Origin of the sequence: Nocardia sp. FDAARGOS_372 (assembly GCF_002554515.1) — a bacterium.
GTDB lineage: Bacteria > Actinomycetota > Actinomycetes > Mycobacteriales > Mycobacteriaceae > Nocardia > Nocardia farcinica.
Window position 1 is genome coordinate 894,938 of sequence record NZ_PDDW01000001.1, and the last position, 19,275, is coordinate 914,212.

At 71.8% G+C, this 19,275-nt stretch carries 20 protein-coding genes; 12 read left to right on the plus strand and 8 right to left on the minus strand.

Going from position 1 to position 19,275, the window contains the following annotated elements; translation table 11 throughout:
- Positions 1–12 precede the first annotated feature (12 nt).
- Positions 13–954 carry a class A beta-lactamase gene (bla, locus tag CRM89_RS04550; RefSeq protein WP_098083300.1) on the minus strand — a complete coding sequence of 314 codons (942 nt, stop codon included), beginning with the start codon at positions 952–954 and terminating at the stop codon, positions 13–15.
- A gap of 171 nt (positions 955–1,125) precedes the next feature.
- Between bla and CRM89_RS04555 the strand changes: the two genes are divergently transcribed.
- The gene (locus CRM89_RS04555) at positions 1,126–2,346 is read left to right on the plus strand and encodes a CdaR family transcriptional regulator (protein WP_011208841.1); all 1,221 of its coding nucleotides are present in this window, start codon (positions 1,126–1,128) and stop codon (positions 2,344–2,346) included.
- A 63-nt stretch (positions 2,347–2,409) separates the two neighbouring features.
- Here the strand turns inward: CRM89_RS04555 and CRM89_RS04560 are convergent, their stop codons facing one another.
- Both CRM89_RS04560 and CRM89_RS04565 read right to left on the minus strand, forming a co-directional pair.
- Entirely contained in the window at positions 2,410–3,567 is a 1,158-nt protein-coding gene (locus tag CRM89_RS04560) for a triacylglycerol lipase (RefSeq protein ID WP_011208842.1), read from the minus strand.
- 332 nt (positions 3,568–3,899) lie between these two features.
- Complete coding sequence (locus CRM89_RS04565) at positions 3,900–4,931, minus strand: LLM class flavin-dependent oxidoreductase (protein ID WP_098086876.1); 1,032 nt, start codon at positions 4,929–4,931, stop codon at positions 3,900–3,902.
- Positions 4,932–4,997: 66 nt separating this feature from the next.
- Here CRM89_RS04565 and CRM89_RS04570 point away from each other — a divergent pair, with 66 nt between their 5' ends.
- A complete protein-coding gene (locus CRM89_RS04570; protein ID WP_098083301.1) occupies positions 4,998–6,677 on the plus strand; it encodes an FUSC family protein in 1,680 nt (559 codons plus the stop codon).
- A 222-nt stretch (positions 6,678–6,899) separates the two neighbouring features.
- Positions 6,900–7,244, plus strand: a complete 345-nt coding sequence (locus CRM89_RS04575) for an Lsr2 family protein (RefSeq protein WP_011208846.1) — start codon at positions 6,900–6,902, stop codon at positions 7,242–7,244.
- 3 nt (positions 7,245–7,247) lie between these two features.
- Here CRM89_RS04575 and CRM89_RS04580 read toward each other — a convergent pair whose 3' ends face one another.
- Positions 7,248–8,132, minus strand: a complete 885-nt coding sequence (locus CRM89_RS04580) for an alpha/beta hydrolase fold domain-containing protein (RefSeq protein ID WP_098083302.1) — start codon at positions 8,130–8,132, stop codon at positions 7,248–7,250.
- Between the two features lie 13 nt (positions 8,133–8,145).
- Positions 8,146–8,844, minus strand: a complete 699-nt coding sequence (locus CRM89_RS04585; RefSeq protein ID WP_195039522.1) for a hypothetical protein — start codon at positions 8,842–8,844, stop codon at positions 8,146–8,148.
- 358 nt (positions 8,845–9,202) lie between these two features.
- Between CRM89_RS04585 and CRM89_RS04590 the strand changes: the two genes are divergently transcribed.
- The 3 genes from CRM89_RS04590 (at position 9,203) to CRM89_RS04595 (ending at position 11,607) form a co-directional block, all read left to right on the plus strand.
- On the plus strand, positions 9,203–10,783 hold the full coding sequence (locus CRM89_RS04590) for an NAD(P)/FAD-dependent oxidoreductase (protein WP_098083303.1): 1,581 nt from the start codon (positions 9,203–9,205) through the stop codon (positions 10,781–10,783).
- A 141-nt stretch (positions 10,784–10,924) separates the two neighbouring features.
- A complete protein-coding gene (locus tag CRM89_RS30750; protein WP_157838376.1) occupies positions 10,925–11,083 on the plus strand; it encodes a hypothetical protein in 159 nt (52 codons plus the stop codon).
- A gap of 101 nt (positions 11,084–11,184) precedes the next feature.
- Positions 11,185–11,607: a hypothetical protein gene (locus CRM89_RS04595; protein ID WP_041560072.1), complete on the plus strand. Its 423-nt coding sequence runs from the start codon at positions 11,185–11,187 to the stop codon at positions 11,605–11,607.
- On the opposite strand, the gene CRM89_RS04600 is transcribed toward CRM89_RS04595, so the two are convergent.
- Positions 11,523–12,113 (minus strand): DUF6328 family protein, encoded by a 591-nt coding sequence (locus tag CRM89_RS04600; protein WP_011208852.1) that lies wholly within the window; start codon positions 12,111–12,113, stop codon positions 11,523–11,525. The genes CRM89_RS04595 and CRM89_RS04600 overlap by 85 nt on opposite strands.
- 391 nt (positions 12,114–12,504) lie before the next feature.
- Between CRM89_RS04600 and CRM89_RS04605 the strand changes: the two genes are divergently transcribed.
- The 3 genes from CRM89_RS04605 to CRM89_RS04615 are packed head-to-tail and all read left to right on the plus strand — an operon-like array spanning position 12,505 to position 13,588.
- On the plus strand, positions 12,505–12,939 hold the full coding sequence (locus CRM89_RS04605) for a phage holin family protein (protein ID WP_011208853.1): 435 nt from the start codon (positions 12,505–12,507) through the stop codon (positions 12,937–12,939).
- The gene (locus tag CRM89_RS04610) at positions 12,936–13,334 is read left to right on the plus strand and encodes a DUF3618 domain-containing protein (RefSeq protein WP_098083304.1); all 399 of its coding nucleotides are present in this window, start codon (positions 12,936–12,938) and stop codon (positions 13,332–13,334) included. The genes CRM89_RS04605 and CRM89_RS04610 overlap by 4 nt, the downstream gene beginning before the upstream one ends.
- Positions 13,331–13,588, plus strand: a complete 258-nt coding sequence (locus CRM89_RS04615; protein ID WP_011208855.1) for a DUF4235 domain-containing protein — start codon at positions 13,331–13,333, stop codon at positions 13,586–13,588. The genes CRM89_RS04610 and CRM89_RS04615 overlap by 4 nt, the downstream gene beginning before the upstream one ends.
- Positions 13,589–13,626: 38 nt before the next feature.
- On the opposite strand, the gene CRM89_RS30755 is transcribed toward CRM89_RS04615, so the two are convergent.
- Both CRM89_RS30755 and aztA read right to left on the minus strand, forming a co-directional pair.
- Positions 13,627–13,794 carry a hypothetical protein gene (locus tag CRM89_RS30755; RefSeq protein ID WP_159005486.1) on the minus strand — a complete coding sequence of 56 codons (168 nt, stop codon included), beginning with the start codon at positions 13,792–13,794 and terminating at the stop codon, positions 13,627–13,629.
- A gap of 597 nt (positions 13,795–14,391) precedes the next feature.
- Complete coding sequence (gene aztA / locus CRM89_RS04620) at positions 14,392–15,132, minus strand: zinc ABC transporter ATP-binding protein AztA (protein WP_098083305.1); 741 nt, start codon at positions 15,130–15,132, stop codon at positions 14,392–14,394.
- A gap of 59 nt (positions 15,133–15,191) precedes the next feature.
- Between aztA and aztB the strand changes: the two genes are divergently transcribed.
- The 3 genes from aztB to aztD are packed head-to-tail and all read left to right on the plus strand — an operon-like array spanning position 15,192 to position 19,275.
- Positions 15,192–17,174 (plus strand): zinc ABC transporter permease AztB, encoded by a 1,983-nt coding sequence (gene aztB, locus CRM89_RS04625; protein ID WP_098083306.1) that lies wholly within the window; start codon positions 15,192–15,194, stop codon positions 17,172–17,174.
- Entirely contained in the window at positions 17,171–18,082 is a 912-nt protein-coding gene (gene aztC, locus CRM89_RS04630) for a zinc ABC transporter substrate-binding protein AztC (RefSeq protein WP_098083307.1), read from the plus strand. The genes aztB and aztC overlap by 4 nt, the downstream gene beginning before the upstream one ends.
- Before the next feature lie 29 nt (positions 18,083–18,111).
- Positions 18,112–19,275 (plus strand): zinc metallochaperone AztD, encoded by a 1,164-nt coding sequence (gene aztD / locus CRM89_RS04635; protein ID WP_060591853.1) that lies wholly within the window; start codon positions 18,112–18,114, stop codon positions 19,273–19,275.

Consider the following 19,275-nt stretch of genomic DNA (forward strand, 5'->3'; position numbering starts at 1 on the left):
GCGCGCTGATCGTCATCGCAGGGCGGTGACCACCGCCCGGGTCGCCTCGGCGAGCAGGGCGTTGTCGGCCTTGGCGGCGGGGTCGGTGCGGTGCGAGAGCAGGGCGATGACGATCGGGTCGCCGGTCTCGGTCCAGGCCACGGCCACGTCGTTGTTGCCGCCGTGGCTGCCGCCGCCGGTCTTGTCGCCGACCGTCCAGCCCGCGGGCACGCCCGCACGGATGCGCTGGTCGCCGGTGGTGTTGGCGACCAGCCAGTCCCGCAACTGGGCGCGCTCGGGCTCGGCGAGCACGTCACCGAGCACCAGCGCGCGGTAGTTCGCCGCCACGGCGGCGGGGGTGGTGGTGTCGCGTTCCTCGCCGGGCGGCACCTCGTTGAGTTCGGTCTCCCAGCGGTCCAGCCGGCTCACCTCGTCGCCGAGCGAGCGCAGGAAGGCGGTGAAACCGGCGGGGCCGCCGAGCAGTTTCAGGATCTGGTTGCCCGCGGTGTTGTCGCTGACGGTGATCGTGGCGTGGCACAGTTCGGCGACGGTCATCCCGGTGTCCACGCGGGTCTCGGTGACCGGCGAATAGGACACCACCTCCTCGCGGGAGTAGCGGACGACCTGGTCGAAATAGCCGGACGACAGCGGGTGCTCGCGCAGCAGCGCGCCGCAGGCCAGGCCCTTGAAGGTGGAGGCCATGCCGAACCGCTCGTCCGCCCGGTAGGCGACCTCGGCGCCGCTGGTCGTGTCGACCGCGTAGACGCCCAGCCGCGCGCCGAATCGCTGTTCCAGTGCGGCGAACTCGGCGGTCGCCGCGTCGGTGGCCGTGCTCGGCGCGGTCGTGCTCGCCGCGGTGGTGGCGGGCTCGGAACCCGCGTCCGCGCCGCAGCCGCCCAGTAGCGCGATCGCCGCGGCGGCCGCCATCGTCCGGCGACCAGATTTCTTCAGGAAGGAAATATCCACGCCTGGCATCTTCGGCCGACGCCCCACCGCCGCGCAACGCGAGCGCTGTGAGCACTCACAGACGCGGTCGCGGCGGTCCGGAGCGTTGTCACAGAACCACGCGATTCCGTCCGCGGCAGCACCCCGCTCATTAGTGTGAATCTGCCACACAGTAATTCTCGGGGGCTGAAGGAGTTGCCGATGACCGTCGACAGTTCGATCAGACCGAGCCTGACCCTGTCGGGCAAGCCGATGTCGTCCCCACTCAAGGACGTCCGCGGCCTGTCCCGGCAGATGGTCGGCCACTTCGTGCAGAACGTGGTGCCCTGCGGCACGCTACCCGGCGACGCGATCAGCGGCGACGTCACCACCATCACCCGCGTCTGCCTCGAGGTGGCGGTGAGCATGCTCGACGGCCGCGATATCCAGACCAAACTGCGCAGGCTGGAGGACGCCGCGGCGGGCTGGGCCCGCGAAGGCGTCCCCATCGACACCATCCACCATTCGGTGCACGAGGGCTTCAAGATCGGCCTGGACCTGGTGGTCGCAAATGCCTCGGTCAAGGACTACGACAGCCTCGTCGACGGCGCCAAGCTGGTCGTGGAGATGCTCGACCGGATGACGACCACGATCTCGACCGCCTACGTGCGCGAACTGCGCGCGGTGGTCAGCGAACACCACACCGCCGTGCACACCCTCACCTCGGCACTGCTGGGCGGGCACAGCAATTCGACGATGGCGCGCGAATGCGGCATCGCCATCGCCGACTCCTACGCGGTGGTGGCGGTGGCGATCCCCCCGCACCGCGACGAGGCAAATCCGGCGCTGGACGGCCAGGTGGTCGCGCGCCGCAAACTGCGCCGGGTGCAGGCCGAACTCGCCACCCGCTGCGGCACCGCCGCGCTGTCGCTGCTCAGCGTCGACGGTGGCACCCTGCTCGTCCCGGCGACCATGTTCGACGACGACGGCCTGGACCGTCTCGTCACCGACCTCTCGCGCGCCGCCCAGGTCGGCATCACCGCCACCCTCGTGCAGGCCCCGCCACCGCAGATCCCCGACGCCGCCGACCAGGCGCACGAACTGCTGGACATGGTGCAGCGCTTGCAGGCGGTGCCCGGCCTCTACCGCTTCGACGAACTGGCGTTGGAATACCAGCTCACCCGGCCCGGCCCGGGCCGGGAGTACCTCGGCGCACTGCTCGACCCGCTCGACGACCATCCGGAACTGCTCGAAACCCTGCAACGCCACATCGCCAACAACCTCAACCGCCAGCGCACCGCACGCCTGCTGCACGTGCACACCAACACCGTCGACTACCGCCTCAAGCGGATCGGCCAGCTCACCGGCTTCGACCCCACCCAGCCCTCCGGACTGTGGTACCTGCGTTCGGCGCTGGTCGCGCGCAGCTACCGCACCCGCTGACCGCGAACACCCAGAAGGGCCGGGCGATCTCCTCGCCCGGCCCTTCTCGGTGCGATCAGCGTGTCACAGCGATCCGCCGCCACCGAGCAACCAGGGGTTGCCCGTGCACACCAGATCCGGGTGGCCCTCCGGGTCCAGGGCGCGCAACGCGATGGACAGCCCGCGCGGGGAGTACATCATCGTCAGGTGATCGGACATGTCCTGCTCACAGCCGTCCTGCAGGGTGATGTTCTGCACGGTCGCGCCGGGCACGGCCTGCAGGAAGGTCAGCTCGTAGGGGTTGGTGATCTCGTCGTAGCGGGTGCCCACCACGGTGTAGTCCACCCCGGCGATGGTGTCGCCGTTCTCGTTGAGCTTGTTGATGAAATCCGATCCCACGGTCTGCTGGATACCGGCGTGACCGACGAAGATCTCCACGAAACCGAGCACGTCGATGCCGAAGTTGTTGATCGCCCGGCCGAGCGCGCCGATACCGACCAGCGTCGTGCCGTGGTGGGTGGCCCCGTAGGTGATCAGGTTCTTCACCTTGTCCGCGCCGCCCTCGTACTTGGTGTACCAGTTCGCCAGCGCACCGCCCTGGGAGTGGGCGATGATGTCGACCTCGTCGGCGCCGGTCGCCGCCAGCACCCGGTCGACGAAGGTGGCCACCTGCTTGGCCGAATCCTGGATGTAGCCGGTACCCATCACGCCCGGCAGCACCGAGCCGAGGCCGCCGCCCTCGAGCAGATTCGACCGCCCGTAGTTCAGGGTGAAGGTGCAGAACCCGGCGTCCTTGATCGGCTGGCTCATGTAGGCGAAGCCGTTGTAGGCGTTCATCCAGGTGCCGTGCAGCAGCACCACCGGGCGCGGATGCTCGGCGGTCGGCTTGCAGTTCCAGTCGTTGGCGCCCGGCGGCGCCACATCCGGATTGCCCAGGCCGTAGCCGAAAGCGGCCAGCCACGACGACATCTCGGGACCGTGCCCGACGGTGTCGCTGGCGTAGCCGCCCGCCGAACCCGAGCTGCTGCCCGAACCGCCGTAGCAGTTGCCCGAGCCGTTACCCGAACCCGCACCGCTGCCGGACGTGCACGCCGAGCCGGTGCCGCCCGCGGTCGGTGCGAGCGTGCGACCCTCGGCGATGATCGCCGCCAGCGCCTGCTCGGAGACGGAGGTGCCCGCGTCGGGATCGGCGTGCGCGGGGGAGCCGGACACCGTCACCGCCAGCACCGAGACGGTGACCATCGCCGCGGTGCCACACCATTTGGCCAGAAGCGTCGCGCGCCGGCCGGAACTTCGTTTCATGGAGATGCCTTCCTACAGAACGTCGGCGTTCTCGGATTCGAGGTACTTGCGACCTCGAATTCCGGGAGGACAGTAGGGTCGGCGAAATCCCGGAAACCACCGATCGACCGGCTGTCCGGACAGCTCACGAAAGCGTTCCGGAACAGCTAGGGAGCGGCCACAGCGGCGTACCGGCGCCAGTCACCGGACTGGTCCGGAGGCGCCCGCGGTCCTTCGGCGGTGCCGAATACCGTTGCGCCCGGTGAATTCTCACAAATCGCGCGCGGAGTCGTTCAGGCGGCGGGATATGCCTGTGCCCGCGCGGTCAGGCCGGCGAGCAGCGCCAGTCGCCGATGCGACTCCAGCCGGGCCGCCCGGTCGAAGGTGCTGGTGTGCACCAGGACCTCGTCGGCGGAGGTGGCGGCGAGCAACTGCTCGAGTTCTTCGGCGACCTCGTCTTCGGTGCCGTGGATCTGATCGCGCAGTGCTTCGTCGAAATACGCCCGCTCGCGGGGCGCGAGTGCCGCCGGATCGATGGTGGTGGGATCGGGCAGTGGCGGGAATTCGCCTTTGGTCCGGGAATAGGCGTTCGACCACGCTTCCGGCCACAGCAATCGATGTGCCTGCTCGGTCGTGTCCGCGATCATCACCGTCGTGGAGACCATGACGTAGGGCTGCTCGCCCCACGGGGTGCGGGTGAAGTCGGCGCGATAGCGGGCGATCGCCTCGGCCATCCGGTCGAAGCCGCCGACCGGCGCGATCACCAGCGGCAACCCGAACCGGGCGGCCCGCGCCGCACCGGAACCGGTGGCCAGCAGAAAGGCGGGAACGGACAGGCCCTCCGCGGGCCAGGCGTGCACGCCCGCGCGCCCGCGCGCCAGATAGTCCAGCACCTCGGTGAGCCGGGCGTCGAAGTCGGCCGCGTCGCTCTTGCCGTGGGCCAGCGCCCGGCGCACCGCCTCGGTGAAGCCGACCGACCGGCCCAGGCCCATGTCGATGCGCCCCGGATACAGCGATTCGAGCACCCCGAACTGTTCGGCCACGACCAGCGGCTGGTGGTTGGGCAGCATCACCCCGCCGGTGCCGACCCGGATGCGCTCGGTCGCGGCGGCGACGGCGGCGGCGAGCACCGTCGGCGCCGACCCGGCCACGCCAGGCACGCTGTGGTGCTCGGACACCCAGAACCGGTGGTACCCCCACCGCTCCGCGAGCCGGGCGAACTCGACCGTCTCGCGCAACGCGGCCGGATGCGGCTGGCCGCGGCGCACCCGCGATCGATCCAGGATCGAGAATCGGACGGTACCGGTCGGTGTCGCGCTGGTCATGTTCACCTCAACGCGCGCGCGGCGCGAGGATTCCACCGGGCGGTCCTCCGTAGACTGATCCGGGCAATGAGCTCCGATCGCCCCGACCCCGCGAACCCGGTCCGCGCCACCGCACGGGAGGTGCTCGACCCGGCCGTGCTGCGGCAGTCGCTGCGCGTCGGCCGGGCCGACGCCGCGCTGGCTCCGGCCGTCCGCGTCGGCATCGCGGCCGCGATCGCGTTGGTCGGCTTCGGGCTGGCCGGGCATCAGGAACTGGCCGGTTTCGCCGCACTCGGCGCCCTGACCTCGCTCTACGGCCGCTACGACACCTATCGGCGGCGCGCGGCCCTGCTCGCCACCGTCGGGACGCTGATGACCGCCGCGATCGGCGGTTTCACCCTGCTCGCCGCACTCGGCGCGCCGACACCGGTGGGCTGGCTGCTGATGGCGACGCTGGCCGGCGGGATGACCGCGTTCGTGCTGCTGCTGCGGGCCGGACCGCCGGGAGCGACCATCGTCGTGTTCTGTGCGGGGGCGGGAATGGCCGGCGATCCGGCGACCGGCGATGTGCTGCCGCGCACCGGCGCCGCCGCGACCGGCGCGCTGCTGGCCTGGGTGGTGTGCATGGCGGGCGTGCTCGGGTACCCGACCGCGCCCGCCCGGCTGGCGGTGCGCCGCGCCGCCGACGCCGTGCGCCGGGCCCGCGCGCACCGGTCCGCCGACGACCTGGCCGCGGCGCAGGCCGCACTGGCCGCCGCCCGCGCGGCCCTCGCCGACGACCGATCGTGGCGGCGCACCCGGCCCGTCGCGCAGCTGCTGACCGGCGAACTCGACGCGATCGAGCGTGCCCTGTACCCCGACCGCACCGGCCCGCCGACACCGCTGCCACCGCGCCGTTCGTTGCGCGGCACCGCCCGGGCCGAGAGCGCCGGGCCGGGCTGGATCCTGGCGACCGCCCGGGTCACGATCGCGGGTCTGGTCGCCTGCGTGGCCTCCGCGGTGGCCGGGCTCGGGCACGCGGCCTGGGCGGTGATGGGGTCGACCGCCACCCTGCAGGCCGACACGCCCCGGCACGCGGTGGTGCGGGCGGTGCAGCGCGCCGCGGGCACGGTCGTCGGGGCGCTGGCGATCGCGTGGCCGCTGCTGGCCGCGGACCTGTCCTTCTGGCAGGCGGCCTGCGTGGTGCTCGTCCTGCAGGTCGCCACCGAGATCGTCATCGCGGTGAACTACGGTCTCGCGCAGCTGCTCATCGCGCCGATGGCGCTGCTGATGACCGCGCTCGGCGCGCGCCGACCCGTCCGCGCTCGCGATCGACCGCGCGCTGGACACCGCGCTCGGCGCGTTCGTCGGTGTGCTCGCCGTGCTGCTCGTCCACCCCCGTCCCGCCCGCGCACGAGCCTGACTCACCCCGCGTCGCCGGGCCGGGCCGCCACCCGGACGCCACGGCGGGGCGAGCGCGCGCCGGATCGGCGCAGCGGGCGATCGCGAGACGGGACGGCGGGTTCGTGGCCGGTGTTCCCGCCGGCCGGGTGGCACGGAAGGAGTGCTGCGCCGATTTCCCGGGGAATTCCGCCGCCGGGGAATTGCGGGCGGCGGAATTGCCGCGGGGATGAAATACTCGGTGGTGGCGGATTTCAGGATTCCGGGAGGGGGATGAGTTCGAAATGGTCGCCGGGTTCACCGGCCGGTCCGCCGGGCCTGCCGTTGATCGCGGTGGACCCGCCCGGGTGGGCGACCACCCATTGCCCGCAGACGCAGCGGAGGTAGCGCACGGAACCGTGGGTGGACACGAGCATCGGGGCGGGCCAGGCACAGGTGGGGCAGGGGTCGGACATGGGGTAAGAGTGGGCAGTGGGCGGGGGTAATGCAATCACCCGTGCGGCGTGGCGGGGGAAATGAGACCGATCGTGACCGGGGCGAGAGCGGCCTCGGTGCGGGTGCGACGCAGAATAGGATCGCAGTTTCGCAGACCGAGGAGGAGGGCACGTAGTGGCACGCAAGGTGGTCGTGACGATCGTCGATGACTACGACGGCGAATCGCAGGCCGCGGAGACGGTTTCGTTCGGGCTCGACGGTGTGGGTTACGAGATCGATCTGTCCGAGCAGAACGCCGCCGCGCTGCGGCAGATCTTCGAACAGTGGACTCCCTACGCGCGCAAGGTGGGCAAGTCCGGCCGCAGCCGCAGTGTGAAGCAGCGCGAGCGCGGCGATCAGGAGCAGGCCGCCGCGATCCGGGAGTGGGCGCGCCGCAACGGCTACGAGGTGTCCAGCCGCGGCCGGGTCTCCGCCGACGTGGTGGCCGCGTACAAGGCGGCGCACGCCGACGGCGACTGACGCCTAACGGCTCGCGCACACCGCGCGGGCGATGCGGGCCGCGGCGGCGCGGCCTTCGCGGGTCGGCAGCAGCGGATAGTCGTGCAGCGCACCGCCGCACACGGTGAATTCGACCCGCACTCCCGCCGCGGTGGCGCGGTCCCGGAACGCGCACGCGTCGGGGTAGCCGAGGTCGCGGGTGCCGATGTAGAGATCGGTGGGCGGCAGCGCGTCCATCGGGCCGTTGAGCGGACTCAGCCGCGGATCGGTCGGGTCGGTGCCCGCCGCCCACGCCCGTCCGGCCTCGAGCAGCCCGGCCCGGGTGAGCCACGGATCGTCGACGGCCGCCATGTCCGGATTCGACAACGTGAGATCGAGCCACGGTGCGATGAGCACCAGCCGATCAGGCCGACGGACGGGCTCGTCGAGTCCGGCGAGCGTCTGGGTGAAGCCGAGGGCGAGTCCGCCGCCCGCGGAATCACCCAGCACCGTCACCGGTCCCGGCGCCTCGGCGGCCATGGCGCGATACGCCTCGGTGACGAACGGATACGCGTCGTGATGGCTGAACCGCGGGGCCAGACCGTAGATCGGGACGTCGACGCGCGCACCGTGGTCGACCAGCCGGGCGATCAGTCCCCAGTGCTGGCGCGCGATCTCGGCGATGTAGGAGCCGCCGTGCAGGAACAGCACCGCGCAGTGCGGCGCGCGGTGCCGTGGCGTCACGGTGTAGGTGGTGAATTGGCCGAACCGGCGTTCGGTGACGGTGTGGCGGGCCCGTAACCGGGCGGGCGGCGCGGCCGAACTTTTGGGCGCCGCCATCCGCGCACGGGCCCGTTCGGCGGTGGCCATCCGGCGTCGCGAGGTCAGCCGCAGGTAGAGCCCGACCGCGCGCATTCCCAGACCGCTCACACCACACGTCCTCTCATCCGCGCGACGCGGAGGGCACCGACGCGCGCTCCGGTTCGTCGTGCTCGGGCGAGTTGGGCTCGCCCGGCCCGAACGCCTTGTCGGCGTTGCGGATGACGCTCTTGGCCAGCATACGGTTGCCCGCCGCGCCGACCACCGCGCCGATGCCTGCCGGGATCACCCGGCCGAAGGCCAGCACGCTGCGCTTGGCGATGGCGCGCACGACGAGCCGTTTGAGCGCGGAGTCGTCCATCTCGCCGATGATCGGCAGCCGGTCGGCCAGCTCGTCGGCCCAGTTCTTGGCCGACCCCGCCGACTCCTTGCCGAGCAGTCGCGCGCCCTCGGCCCCGAACACGATGCCCGAGAGCAGGGTGGCCTGTCGCGCGATGAGCTCGGTCTCCTCGCCCGCCAGCGCGGCGGCCGTGAGTGCGTAGAACACGGAGGCTTCGACGAAGAACACGGTGTCCACGCCCATCGCGGCGAACCCGGTGATCAGCCCGATGCCGGGCACCGCGGCGCACATACCCGCCGCGACACCGCTGGCGGTGACGGCGACGAGGTAATGCTTGCGAGCACGGTGCAGCAGCTGCTCCGGCGACTCGGCGGGGTGCGCGCGACGCAACCAGTCGCCGTACTTCTCCACCAGCGGGGTCTGCGCCCGCGCGCCGGTGTCGATGGCGGTCAGCACGATCTTGTTCACGGCCTGTCCGAACACGTTGCCACCCTTTCCTACGACTCCGCCTCCGCGGAATCGGATCGACCTCACGGATACCCGACACCCCGGCCGCTCAGACGGCACGGGCACGTGTCGGGGCTCACGTGCTGGTCGGTTGATTTTGCTGGATGTCTGCTGTGAACCTGTTCTCTCCTTGATTTCGGGCTGTTCCATTCTGCATGGAAGGGTCAGGCCTACAGCCACGCTGAGCGCGTTTCGGCCATTTCCGCTGAGAAGACCCCGTTTTATTCGTTGTGTGCGTGTGATTCGATCTTGAACCGTGCTGTCCCATAGCATGTGGTCCGCGTCACAATTGGGTTTGCTGAATGTTGTCCATTGATGAGGAAGTGAGGCTGCGGTGACTGCGGAGCGGGACGGGGCGGACGCGGTTCGAACGACACGGGTGGTGATCGTCGGGGCGGGGTTCGGCGGGATCGGCACGGGGGTGGGATTGAAACGGGCCGGGATCGAGGACTTCCTGATCCTCGAGGAGGGGACCGACGTCGGCGGGGTGTGGCGCGACAACACGTATCCGGGCTGCTCGTGTGACGTGCCCGCGCACCTGTATTCGTTCTCGTTCGCGCCCTACCGCAGCACGCGTAGACGCTACCCGGGACAGCAGCACATCCTGGCCTACCTGCGCCGCGTCGCCGCCGACCACGGGCTGGTTCCGCACCTGCGGCTGCGCACACCGGTCGCCGCGGCCACCTACCGGGAGGACCGGGCGCGCTGGGAGGTGCGCACGGTGGCGGGGGAGGTGATCGACGCGGAGTTCGTGGTGTTCGCGGTCGGCCAACTGCACCGGCCGTGGGAACCCGCGCTGCCCGGCCGGGAAGTGTTCGCGGGCAAGGCCTTCCACACCGCGCGCTGGGATCATCGGGTCGACCCCGCGGGACGCGAGATCGCCGTGATCGGCACCGGCTCCAGCGCCGCGCAGGTGGTTCCGGAACTGGCGGCGGTGGCGCGCCGGGTCACGGTCTACCAGCGGACCCCGAATTGGCTGTTGCCCAAGCCGTGTGAGCAATTCGGCCGCGTCTCGCGCACCCTGTTGCACCTGCCCGCCGCCCACCGGATGTACCGTGGCGTGCTGGCCCAGGGCGCCGACCTCACCCTGGCCCCGATCATGCGCCGGGGGTGGTCGGCCCGGCCCGCCCAGTGGTTGGCCCGCGCCCACCTGCGCCACCATGTCGCCGACCCGGACCTGCGGGCGAAACTCACCCCCCGCCACCCCATCGGCGCCAAACGCATTCTGTTCGACAACGGCTACTATCGCGCGCTGACCAGGGACAACGTCGAACTCGTCACCGAGCCGATCGCGCGGCTCACCCCCGACGGCGTGTGCACCACCGACGGCGTGCACCGCCGCGCCGACGTGCTCGTCTACGCCACCGGGTTCCGCGCCGCGGAATTCCTCGCCCCGATCGTGGTGCGTGGACGTGGCGGGCAGGTGCTGCACGAGCGGTGGCGCGACGGCGCCGAGGCCTATCTCGGGCTGGCGGTTCCCGGATTCCCCAACGCCTTCCTCATCGCCGGGCCCAACACGTTCAATCCCGCGGGCAGCAACCCGGGCATGAAGGAACACCAGATCGAGTTCGTGCTGGAATGCCTGCGCTGGCGCGACGAGATCGGCGCACCGGCCATCGAGGTCACCCCCGCCGCCATGGAGGGTTATCGGCGCTGGCTCAGCGGGGCGATCGCCGAGACCGTGTGGCCGGCCAGCGCGAGTTGGTACCGGCACCCGAGCGGCCGGGTCACCAACCCGTGGCCCGCCACCGCGCGCTCCTTCGCCCGGATGCTGAAACAGTCACCCGCCCACGCGTTCCGGCGCGTCGACCCGCCGCCTGCGCCGCCGCGCAGACCGAGCGCCTGCGACCGCGCCCGGGTCGCCCGGATCCTGTCGGCCCGCTACTCCTCGCACGCTCCGGCGCCTCGGGCCTGAGGCGGGGAGGTCACCGGACGGCGTAGGGGTCGTCACGAGACGGTCTCCGCGCCGTGTGCCCCGCCTGCCGTCACCCGCCCGCCGGGCTAGCGTCGCCGCTCGACCCGTGCACGGTGCGGACCGGTGAGGAAGGTGGCAGGCATGCGGATCGAGGCAGTACGGACGGCCGTCACGATCGGCGTGGCCGCGGCGGTGCTGGCCGCGGGCTTCGTCGTCGCCCAGCGGGCACTGCCCGCCGACCGTGCCCTCGCCGAGGCCCAGCGCGGCCCCGCGCCCGTGTACACCGACCGGACCGGCTGAGGCGACCGTCGCCGCCGGTTTGGTGGCCGCCGTGGCGGGAAGTCGCTTGGGGGCAGATGAGCCGACGGCAAATAGAGCAGAGGGCAATAAAGGAGACGGCAATGACGGAACCGAACGACACCTTCGACCCGCCACAGGACACGGGGGCGCCGGATTCGGTCGAGACCGACCCGGCCGCTCTCAACAGCGCCGAGGACCTGGACGAGGACCGGCTGCGATCCGATCCGCTGGAGGCGGGCATGGATCCGCCGGAACACTGGACCGCCGCCGACAAGTACGGCACCACCCCGTGGGAGCAGGCCCATCCGCGCCCGATCGGCGACCGGCTCACCGAAGAGGAACCCGACATCGATCCGGACCGGCAGGCGCCGCCCGCGGACGACCAGCGGCTCACCGATATCGCGGCCGACAACGGCGAGGAAGTCGGCCCGGCCACCAGCTACGAGGAGTCGCTCGGCGTGGAGGCCGATGTCGCGGGCGGCTCGGTCGCCGACGACATCCGCCGTCCCGAGCCGCCCGAATGAGGCGAACGCCGTGGCGCCTGCCGGTGGCCCCGCCGGCGCCACGGCCCGATCATCCACGCCAGCAGGAACGACACCGCGAGCACGACCGCCGCCGCGGCGGCGGCCTCCTCGCCGAGGATCCGGTCCACCACGAGCACCAGCGCCCCCGTCAACGCCACCGCCAGGCACACCATGCCCGCGGCGGCGAACCGGTGCGCGGCGGCGACCAACTGTTCGAGCCGGTGCCTGCGGAACAGCACCCGATGCCAGGCCACCGGCGCGACGACGAAGACCGTCGCCGCCACCGAGGCGCCCATCGTGGTCAGATAGATCGCGCGCATGCCGGTGTCGAGATCGGCGAAACCGGGCTGGAACGGCAGGGTCACCAGGAAACCGGTCAGCAACTGCACACCGGTCTGCAACACCCGCAGCTCCTGCAGCAGATGCGACCAGTTGCGGTCCAGCCGTTGGGTTTTCGTCTCGCCCCTGGCCCGGCGATTCCAACCGTCGTCGTCATCCAGCGTCATCGGACCGTGCTCCCGCCGGCCGCGGCGGCGACCGCGGCCCGGAGCGGTCGAAGGCTCCAGCATCGGGTCGACCACCTTCTCCAGTACTCGCACGGGGCGCGGCCCCGCTGGAGCGAACTACCCACCCGCGCCGGATCCAATCGCGGAATCGCGCCCTGACCTGCTGTTCAGGTCGGCGATTGAGTGATCGGCGGCAGGGTATACGCCCCGTGGGACATCGCGTCATCGACACCCGACGCGAATCCCGGCGGCACCACCGCCGATTCGGCCGTCGCCGACGGCGTCAACGGGGACGTGGGCTCGCAACGGCGCGGGCCGGGAACGGCGACGCACAGCCGAATCGGGTGTGCCCGTCCGGAACGGACATGCCGCTCGATGCGGAGGAGGACTCATGACCGACACGACAGGGGCTCACCTGACCGAGCAGGCCAGGTCGACGACGCAGTCCCGGTCGACGGCCGAACTGGTCGAAGACGCCACCGCGCAGGTCAGCAGGCTGATCAGAGACGAATTCCGGCTGGCCCAGCTGGAGATGCAGAGGAAGGCGCGCGGCATCGGGATCGGCGCCGGACTCGCGGGCGCCGCGGGGCTGCTGGCGTTCTACGGCGGCGCGGCCCTGGTCGCGGCGGCGGTGTTCGCGCTGAACATCCCGCTGCCGGACTGGGCGGCCGCGTTGATCGTGGCCGCGGCGCTGTTGCTGGTCGCCGGCGTGCTGGCGCTGGCGGGCAAGAAGAAGGTGGACAACGCCACCCCGCCGGTGCCACAGGAGGCCGTGCGCGGCGTGGAAGACGACATCCGAGCGATCAGGAACGGGACCCGCCGATGAGTGACACCGAGCCGAACAGCACGAGCCCGGACGCGCTCGCCGACGCCGTCCGCGAGGACCGCGATCAGGCGCGCCGCGAACTGGGCGAGACCGTCGACGAACTCGGCCGCAAACTGGACGTCCGAGCCCGCGGCAAGGAGAAGGTGAACGACACCGTGCACTCCGCGCAGCAGGCCGCGAACGAGGCGGTGCTCGCCGCCGAGGACAAGGCCGCGCAGGCGGGCAGGCGCGCCAAGGAGGCCATCGCCCGCGCCGAGGCCAAGGTGCCCGAACCGGTCGCCCAGAGCGGTAGGCACGCCGCCGACACCGCGCGCAGGCAGCCGGTGCCGCTGGTGCTCGGCGCCGTGGGTGCCGGCGTCCTGGTGTGGTGGCTGTTGCGGAGGCGGCGCTCGTGAAGACCTTGTACAAACCCCTCGGACTGATCGTCGGCGTGCTCGGCGGTGTCGCCGCCAACGCCGTGTTCAGCAAGGTATGGGGCAAGCTGACCGGCGAGGACGAGGCGCCGAACGCGACCGCGCCCGATCACACCTGGCGCGAGGTCGTCATCGCGGCCGCGCTGCAAGGTGCCATCTTCGGTGCGGTGAAGGCCGCGGTGGACCGCGCGGGTGCCCGCGGATACCAGTCGTTGACCGGTACCTGGCCGGGCTGATCGCCGGGCGGGGAGTGCGGGGTTCCGGCCCGGCGGCGCTATTGCCGCCGGGTGCTCTCGTGCAGCGCATCCCCCGACGACCCGGCGGACCGGCTGCCCGATCCGAACATGACCCGTTCCCACCACGGCTCGAGACGGCTCGGCTCGGGCCAGATCACCACCCCCGGCTCGGGTTCGTACTGCTCGGTCACGGCATTGTCGACCATGGTCGGCCTCCTCGGCAGGTGGGCCGGCGCCGACGTGGCGGCATCGCGATGTTCGAGCGAAGGCGCTGGTCGTCGGGCCGCGGGGACTTCCTGTACAGACGAACTGGTGAGGTGGACAGGAATGCCGACCCACTTCGATTTTCCAGGTGCCGACAATTTTAGCCGCTGATCGCCGAGAATGCGGGAAACAATTCGGACTGCCACCCCGCATCGGTGGTCGGTTACCGGAAAATCGGTCCGAATCTCGCCCGGTGGAGCCCACAAATCGGGACTTCCGGCGTGGATGTGCCGATGATCTGCGCGTTCGGATGCACGGGAAGATTTGCGCGGAATTAACAATTCACGTATCCGCGCCGGTGCAAACGGTATCCTGTCGACCGTCCGGGCGCCCCGCGCAATTCGTGCTCGGCGATGTGCCGCAATTCTTCGATGGATCGAGGATCGCTCGGAACGAGCGGAGTTTTCCGGAGGGGGTGCTGGTCAGGCGGGGTCCGGGCTGAAGCCGGACCCGGGCCCCGCCTGACCTGCTCGGCGATGGCGAGTCGCGTTCGGGGGCGTGACGACCCGCCCTGCAACCCCGGGGCTACCGGGGCGCACTCAGCGTAAGCCGATCGATTGCCGCGCCAAGGCGTTTCGGTCGAACGACACGCCCTCGTGACCAAAGAGTTGCGCCGCGGGGCCGCCGAGTATCGACGCGGGATCACCCTGGGCGCGCAGGTGTCCCGCCTCGAGCAGCAGGCAGTGGGTCGCTGCCAGTGCCTCGTCGGGATGGTGGGTCGCCTGCACGATCGTCGCGCCGTCGGCGGCCAGTTCGACGAGCAGGTCGGCGATGATCCGGCGCGAGTGCGCGTCGAGGCCGACGGTGGGTTCGTCGAGCAGCAGGATGTCGGCCCGCTGGGCCATCGCCTGGGCGAGCAGGGTGCGCTGGCGCTGGCCGCCGGAGAGGGTGTCGAGGCGGCGCCCGGCCAGCTCGGTGAGGTCCAGCCGGTCCAGGCAGGCGTCGACGATCGCGGTGTCGGCGCGGGTGAGCCGCCGCCAAGGACCGCGATGCGACCAGCGGCCCATCGCCACCGTCTCCGCGACGGTGATGGGCAGCGTGGCGGGCACGGCGCTGTGCTGGACCACGAACGCCAGCCGCGTGCCGGGGCCGCGCTCGACCCGTCCCGCCGCGGGGCGCAGCACTCCCGCGACCGCGGCGAGCAGCGTCGATTTGCCCGAACCGTTGGGTCCGAGCACGGCGGTGACGGCGCCGCCGGGCAGATCGGCGGTGAGGTCGTGCAGGGCGATCCGCCCCCGATAGCCCGCGGTCAAGCCGTGGATCCGCAGTCCCGCCGCCATGTGTGGCTCCCGTCACGTCAGTTGTAGTGATAATCGTTTTCATCTTATGGTGTCTCGCCATGGAATGGTTGCTCGCCCCGTTCGAGGTGTCCTTCGTCCACCGGGCGTTGTGGGGCGGGCTGCTGGTCAGCTGCCTGTGCGCGATCGCCGGAACGTGGATCGTGGTGCGCGGCATGGCATTTCTGAGCGACGCCATGGCGCACGGCATGCTGCCCGGCATCGCCGTGGCCGCGCTGCTGGGCGGAAACCTGGTCCTGGGCGCCGCCGTCAGCGCCGCGGCGATGGCGCTCGGCGTCTCCGCGCTGACCCGCTCGCCGCGATTCTCCGCCGACATCGGCATCGGCCTGCTCTTCGTGGGCATGCTGGCGATCGGCGTGGTGATCATCTCGCGGGCGCAGTCGTTCGCCGTTGACCTCACCGGCTTCCTGTTCGGTGACGTGCTGGCGATCCGTGACCGCGACCTGGCCTTCCTCGCGACGGCCCTGCTGCTCGCCGGGATCGTGGCCGCACTCGGCCACCGCGCGTTCGTGGCGCTGGCCTTCGATCCGCGCCTGGCCCACACCCTCGGCCTGCGACCGCGCCTGGCGCAGGCGGCCATGCTCGGCCTGATCACGCTCGCGATCGTGGCCTCCTTCCACGTGGTCGGCACCCTGCTGGTCTTCGGGCTGCTCATCGCGCCGCCCGCGGCGGCGATGCTGTGGGCGCACCGCATTCCGGTGATCATGGCGCTGGCCGCGCTGCTCGGCGCGAGCGCGACGGTGGCGGGACTGCTCATCTCCTGGCATGCGGGCACCGCGGCGGGCGCGACGATCGCGGTCGTGGCGGTGGCGCTGTTCTTCCTGTCCGCGGCCGCCTCCGCCGCCCGCTCGTGGTGGCGCGGGCGCCGGGCCCGCGCGGCCGCCGCCACCGTGGCCGTGGCCGCGGTGCTGACCGGTTGCGCCGCGAATCCCGAACCGGCGCAACCGGAGCCGACCCCGCACGGATACATCGCGGGCGCCGAGGAGACGGCCGAACCGCAGCCGCGGCTGGTACTGGCCGACACCGGGTCCGGCGCCGTACGGGTCCTCGACCTGGTGAGCGAGCAGGTCACCGAGCTGCCCGCGGTGCCGGGCGTGCGCGGCATCGCCGCCGACGGCAGGCACGCCTACCTCTCCGACGGCGCCGCGCTGCGGATCGTGGACACCGGCAGCTGGCTGGTCGACCACGGCGACCACACCCACTACTACCGTGCGCCGATCCGCGAAGTGGGCACCCGGCCGGTCACCGGTGACACCACGGTGCTCGCCGACCGCGCCGTGGCGGCCGTGCACACCGGCGCCGAGACCGTGCTGCTGGATCGTGGCGCGCTGGACGACGGTTCGGTGCGCGCGCTCGGCGAGCCGATCGCCGGAACGGCCGTGCCCTACGCCGAACATCTGGTGATCGCCCGCCCCGACGGCCGGGTGGAGGTGCGCACCAGGGACGGTGCCCCCGTCGCGTCGCTGCCGCAGCCCTGCCCGGAACCGCGCGGCAGCGCCTCGACCCGCCGCGGTGTGGTGTTCGGCTGCGCGGACGGCGCGCTGGTCGTGCACGCGGACGGTACCGCCTTCACCGGCACTCCGATCGCCTACCCGCACCCGGTGCCCGCCACCGAGCGCGCGACCGAGTTCCGACACCGTCCGGGCAGCGCGACGCTGGCGGCGCGGGCCGGTGATCGCGGCGCCTGGCTGCTCGACGTGCGGGCGCGGACCTGGACGCTCGTCCCGGCCGGGCCGGTGCTCGCGGCGAACACCGCGGGGGAGGGCGCCCCGTTGCTCACCCTCACCGCCGACGGGATGCTGCACGCCCACGACCCGGTCACCGGTGTCGAACTCGCCGGCACGCAGCTGCTGGCGACGGTGGATCCGGCCGCGGCCCCGACCGTGACCGTCGACAGCGCCCGCGCCTACGTCAACGACCCGGCGGGCAGGCGGGTGTTCGAGATCGACTACGCGGATCTGCGGGTCGCGCGGACCTTCCCGCTCGACATCGCCCCCGCGCTGATGGTGGAGACCGGCGAATGAGAACGATCCTGCGACTGCTGGTCCTGGTCACCGCGCTCGTGCTGGCCGCGGGCTGTGCCGACGGCGGTGGCCGCGGCGAGGGCGTCGTGGTGACCACGAACATCCTCGGCGACCTCACCGCCGCCGTGGTGGGCGACGCCGCCGAGGTGACCGTGCTGATGTCGCCCGGCGCGGACCCGCACCATTTCGCCGTCTCCGCCCAGCAGGCGGCCGTGCTCGAGCGGGCGAGCCTGATCGTGCACAACGGCCTCGGCCTGGAGGAGGGCGTGGCCCGCCACGTCACCGCTGCCGCCGAGGCGGGTGTGCCGACGCTGGCGGTGGGGGAGCGGGTCGATCCGCTGCGCTTCCGGCCCGAGGTCGGTGCCGACCGTCCCGACCCGCACTTCTGGACCGACCCCCGCCGGGTGGCCCGCGCTGTCGAAGCGCTGCGCGACGCGGTGCTCGAACACACCGGCGCCGACCCGGACATCGTGCGGGCGCGGACCGAGAACTATCTACGCGAGCTCGACGAGCTGGACCGCTGGATGACCGAACGTTTCGCCACCGTGCCGCCCGAGCGCCGCAAGCTGGTCACCAACCACCACGTCTTCGGCTATCTGGCCCAGCGTTTCGGTTTCGAGGTGATCGGCGCGGTGATCCCCGGCGGCACCACGCTCGCCTCGCCCAGCCCCGCGGATCTGGCCGAGCTCGCCGGCGCGGTGCGCGCGGCGGGTGTCGGGGCGGTCTTCGCCGACACCGCCCAGCCCGACCGGCTCGCCCGCGTCCTCGCCGAACAGGCCGGACTGCACGTGCGGCTGATCGGCCTGCACTCGGAATCGCTGAGCCCACCCGGCGGCGGCGCGGCCACCTACCTGGAGATGATGCGGTCCAACACCGAGGCCATCGTGGCCGGGCTGGCCGCTCCGTGAACGCAATACATCGGAAAAGGGAGCACCACATGCACATTCGATCCACCGCGCGGACCGCGACCGCGCTGGCCGGTCTGCTGACCGCCGCGGTCACGCTGACCGCCTGCGGGTCCGGCGACGACGCCGACGCCCAGGACCGCGCGATCGCCGAGCCGATCGCGGTCACCTTCGACGGCGGCATCCACGTCCTCGACGGCCGCACGCTGGAACTGGGCGGCACCACCCGGCTCGACGGCTTCAACCGGCTCAACCCGGCCGGTGACGAGCGGCACCTGATGGTCTCCACGTCCGAAGGGTTCCGGGTCTACGACGCGACCGCCGCCGAATTCACCGACATCTCCTTCCCCGGCCCGGAGCCCGGGCACGTCGTGCGCCACGCCGGGCGCACCGTGCTGTTCACCGACGGCACCGGCGAGGTGGTCTCCTTCGACCCGGCCGACCTCGCCGCGGGCGCGCCGCCCACCGAGGTCTACAAGACCCCGCAGCCGCACCACGGTGTCGCGGTGGAACTGGCGGACGGGAAGCTGGTCGTCACCCTCGGCACCGAGGAGAAGCGCACCGGTCTGGCCGTGCTGGACGAGCGGCGTACCGAGATCACCCGCAACGAGGACTGCCCCGGCGTGCACGGCGAGGCCGCCGCCGAGGACGAGACCGTCGTCGTCGGCTGCGAGAACGGTGTGCTCGTCTACCGCGACGGCGTCATCACCAAGATCACCAGCCCGACCCCCTACGGTCGCATCGGCAACCAGGCCGGCAGCCCCGAATCGGCCATCGTGCTCGGCGATTACAAGCAGGACAAGGACGCCGAACTGGAGCGCCCGCAGCAGGTCTCGCTGATCGACACCACCACCGGCTCGCTGCGCCTGGTGGATCTGGGCGCCAGCTACACCTTCCGCTCCCTCGGCCGCGGCCCGCAGGGCGAGGCGCTGGTGCTCGGCACCGACGGCCGCCTGCACGTCATCGACCCGGTGGCGGGCACGGTGGTGCGTCGCATCGACGTGCTCGCGCCGTGGCAGGAACCGCTGAAGTGGCAGCAGCCGCGCCCGGCGCTGTTCGTGCGGGGCGGTGACGTCTACGTCAGCGATCCGGCGACCAAGCAGGTGCACCGGATCGATCTGGCCGCGGGCACCGTGGCGGCCTCGGTCACCTTGCCGGACAGCCCGAACGAATTGAGCGGCGTGAGCGCGCACTGA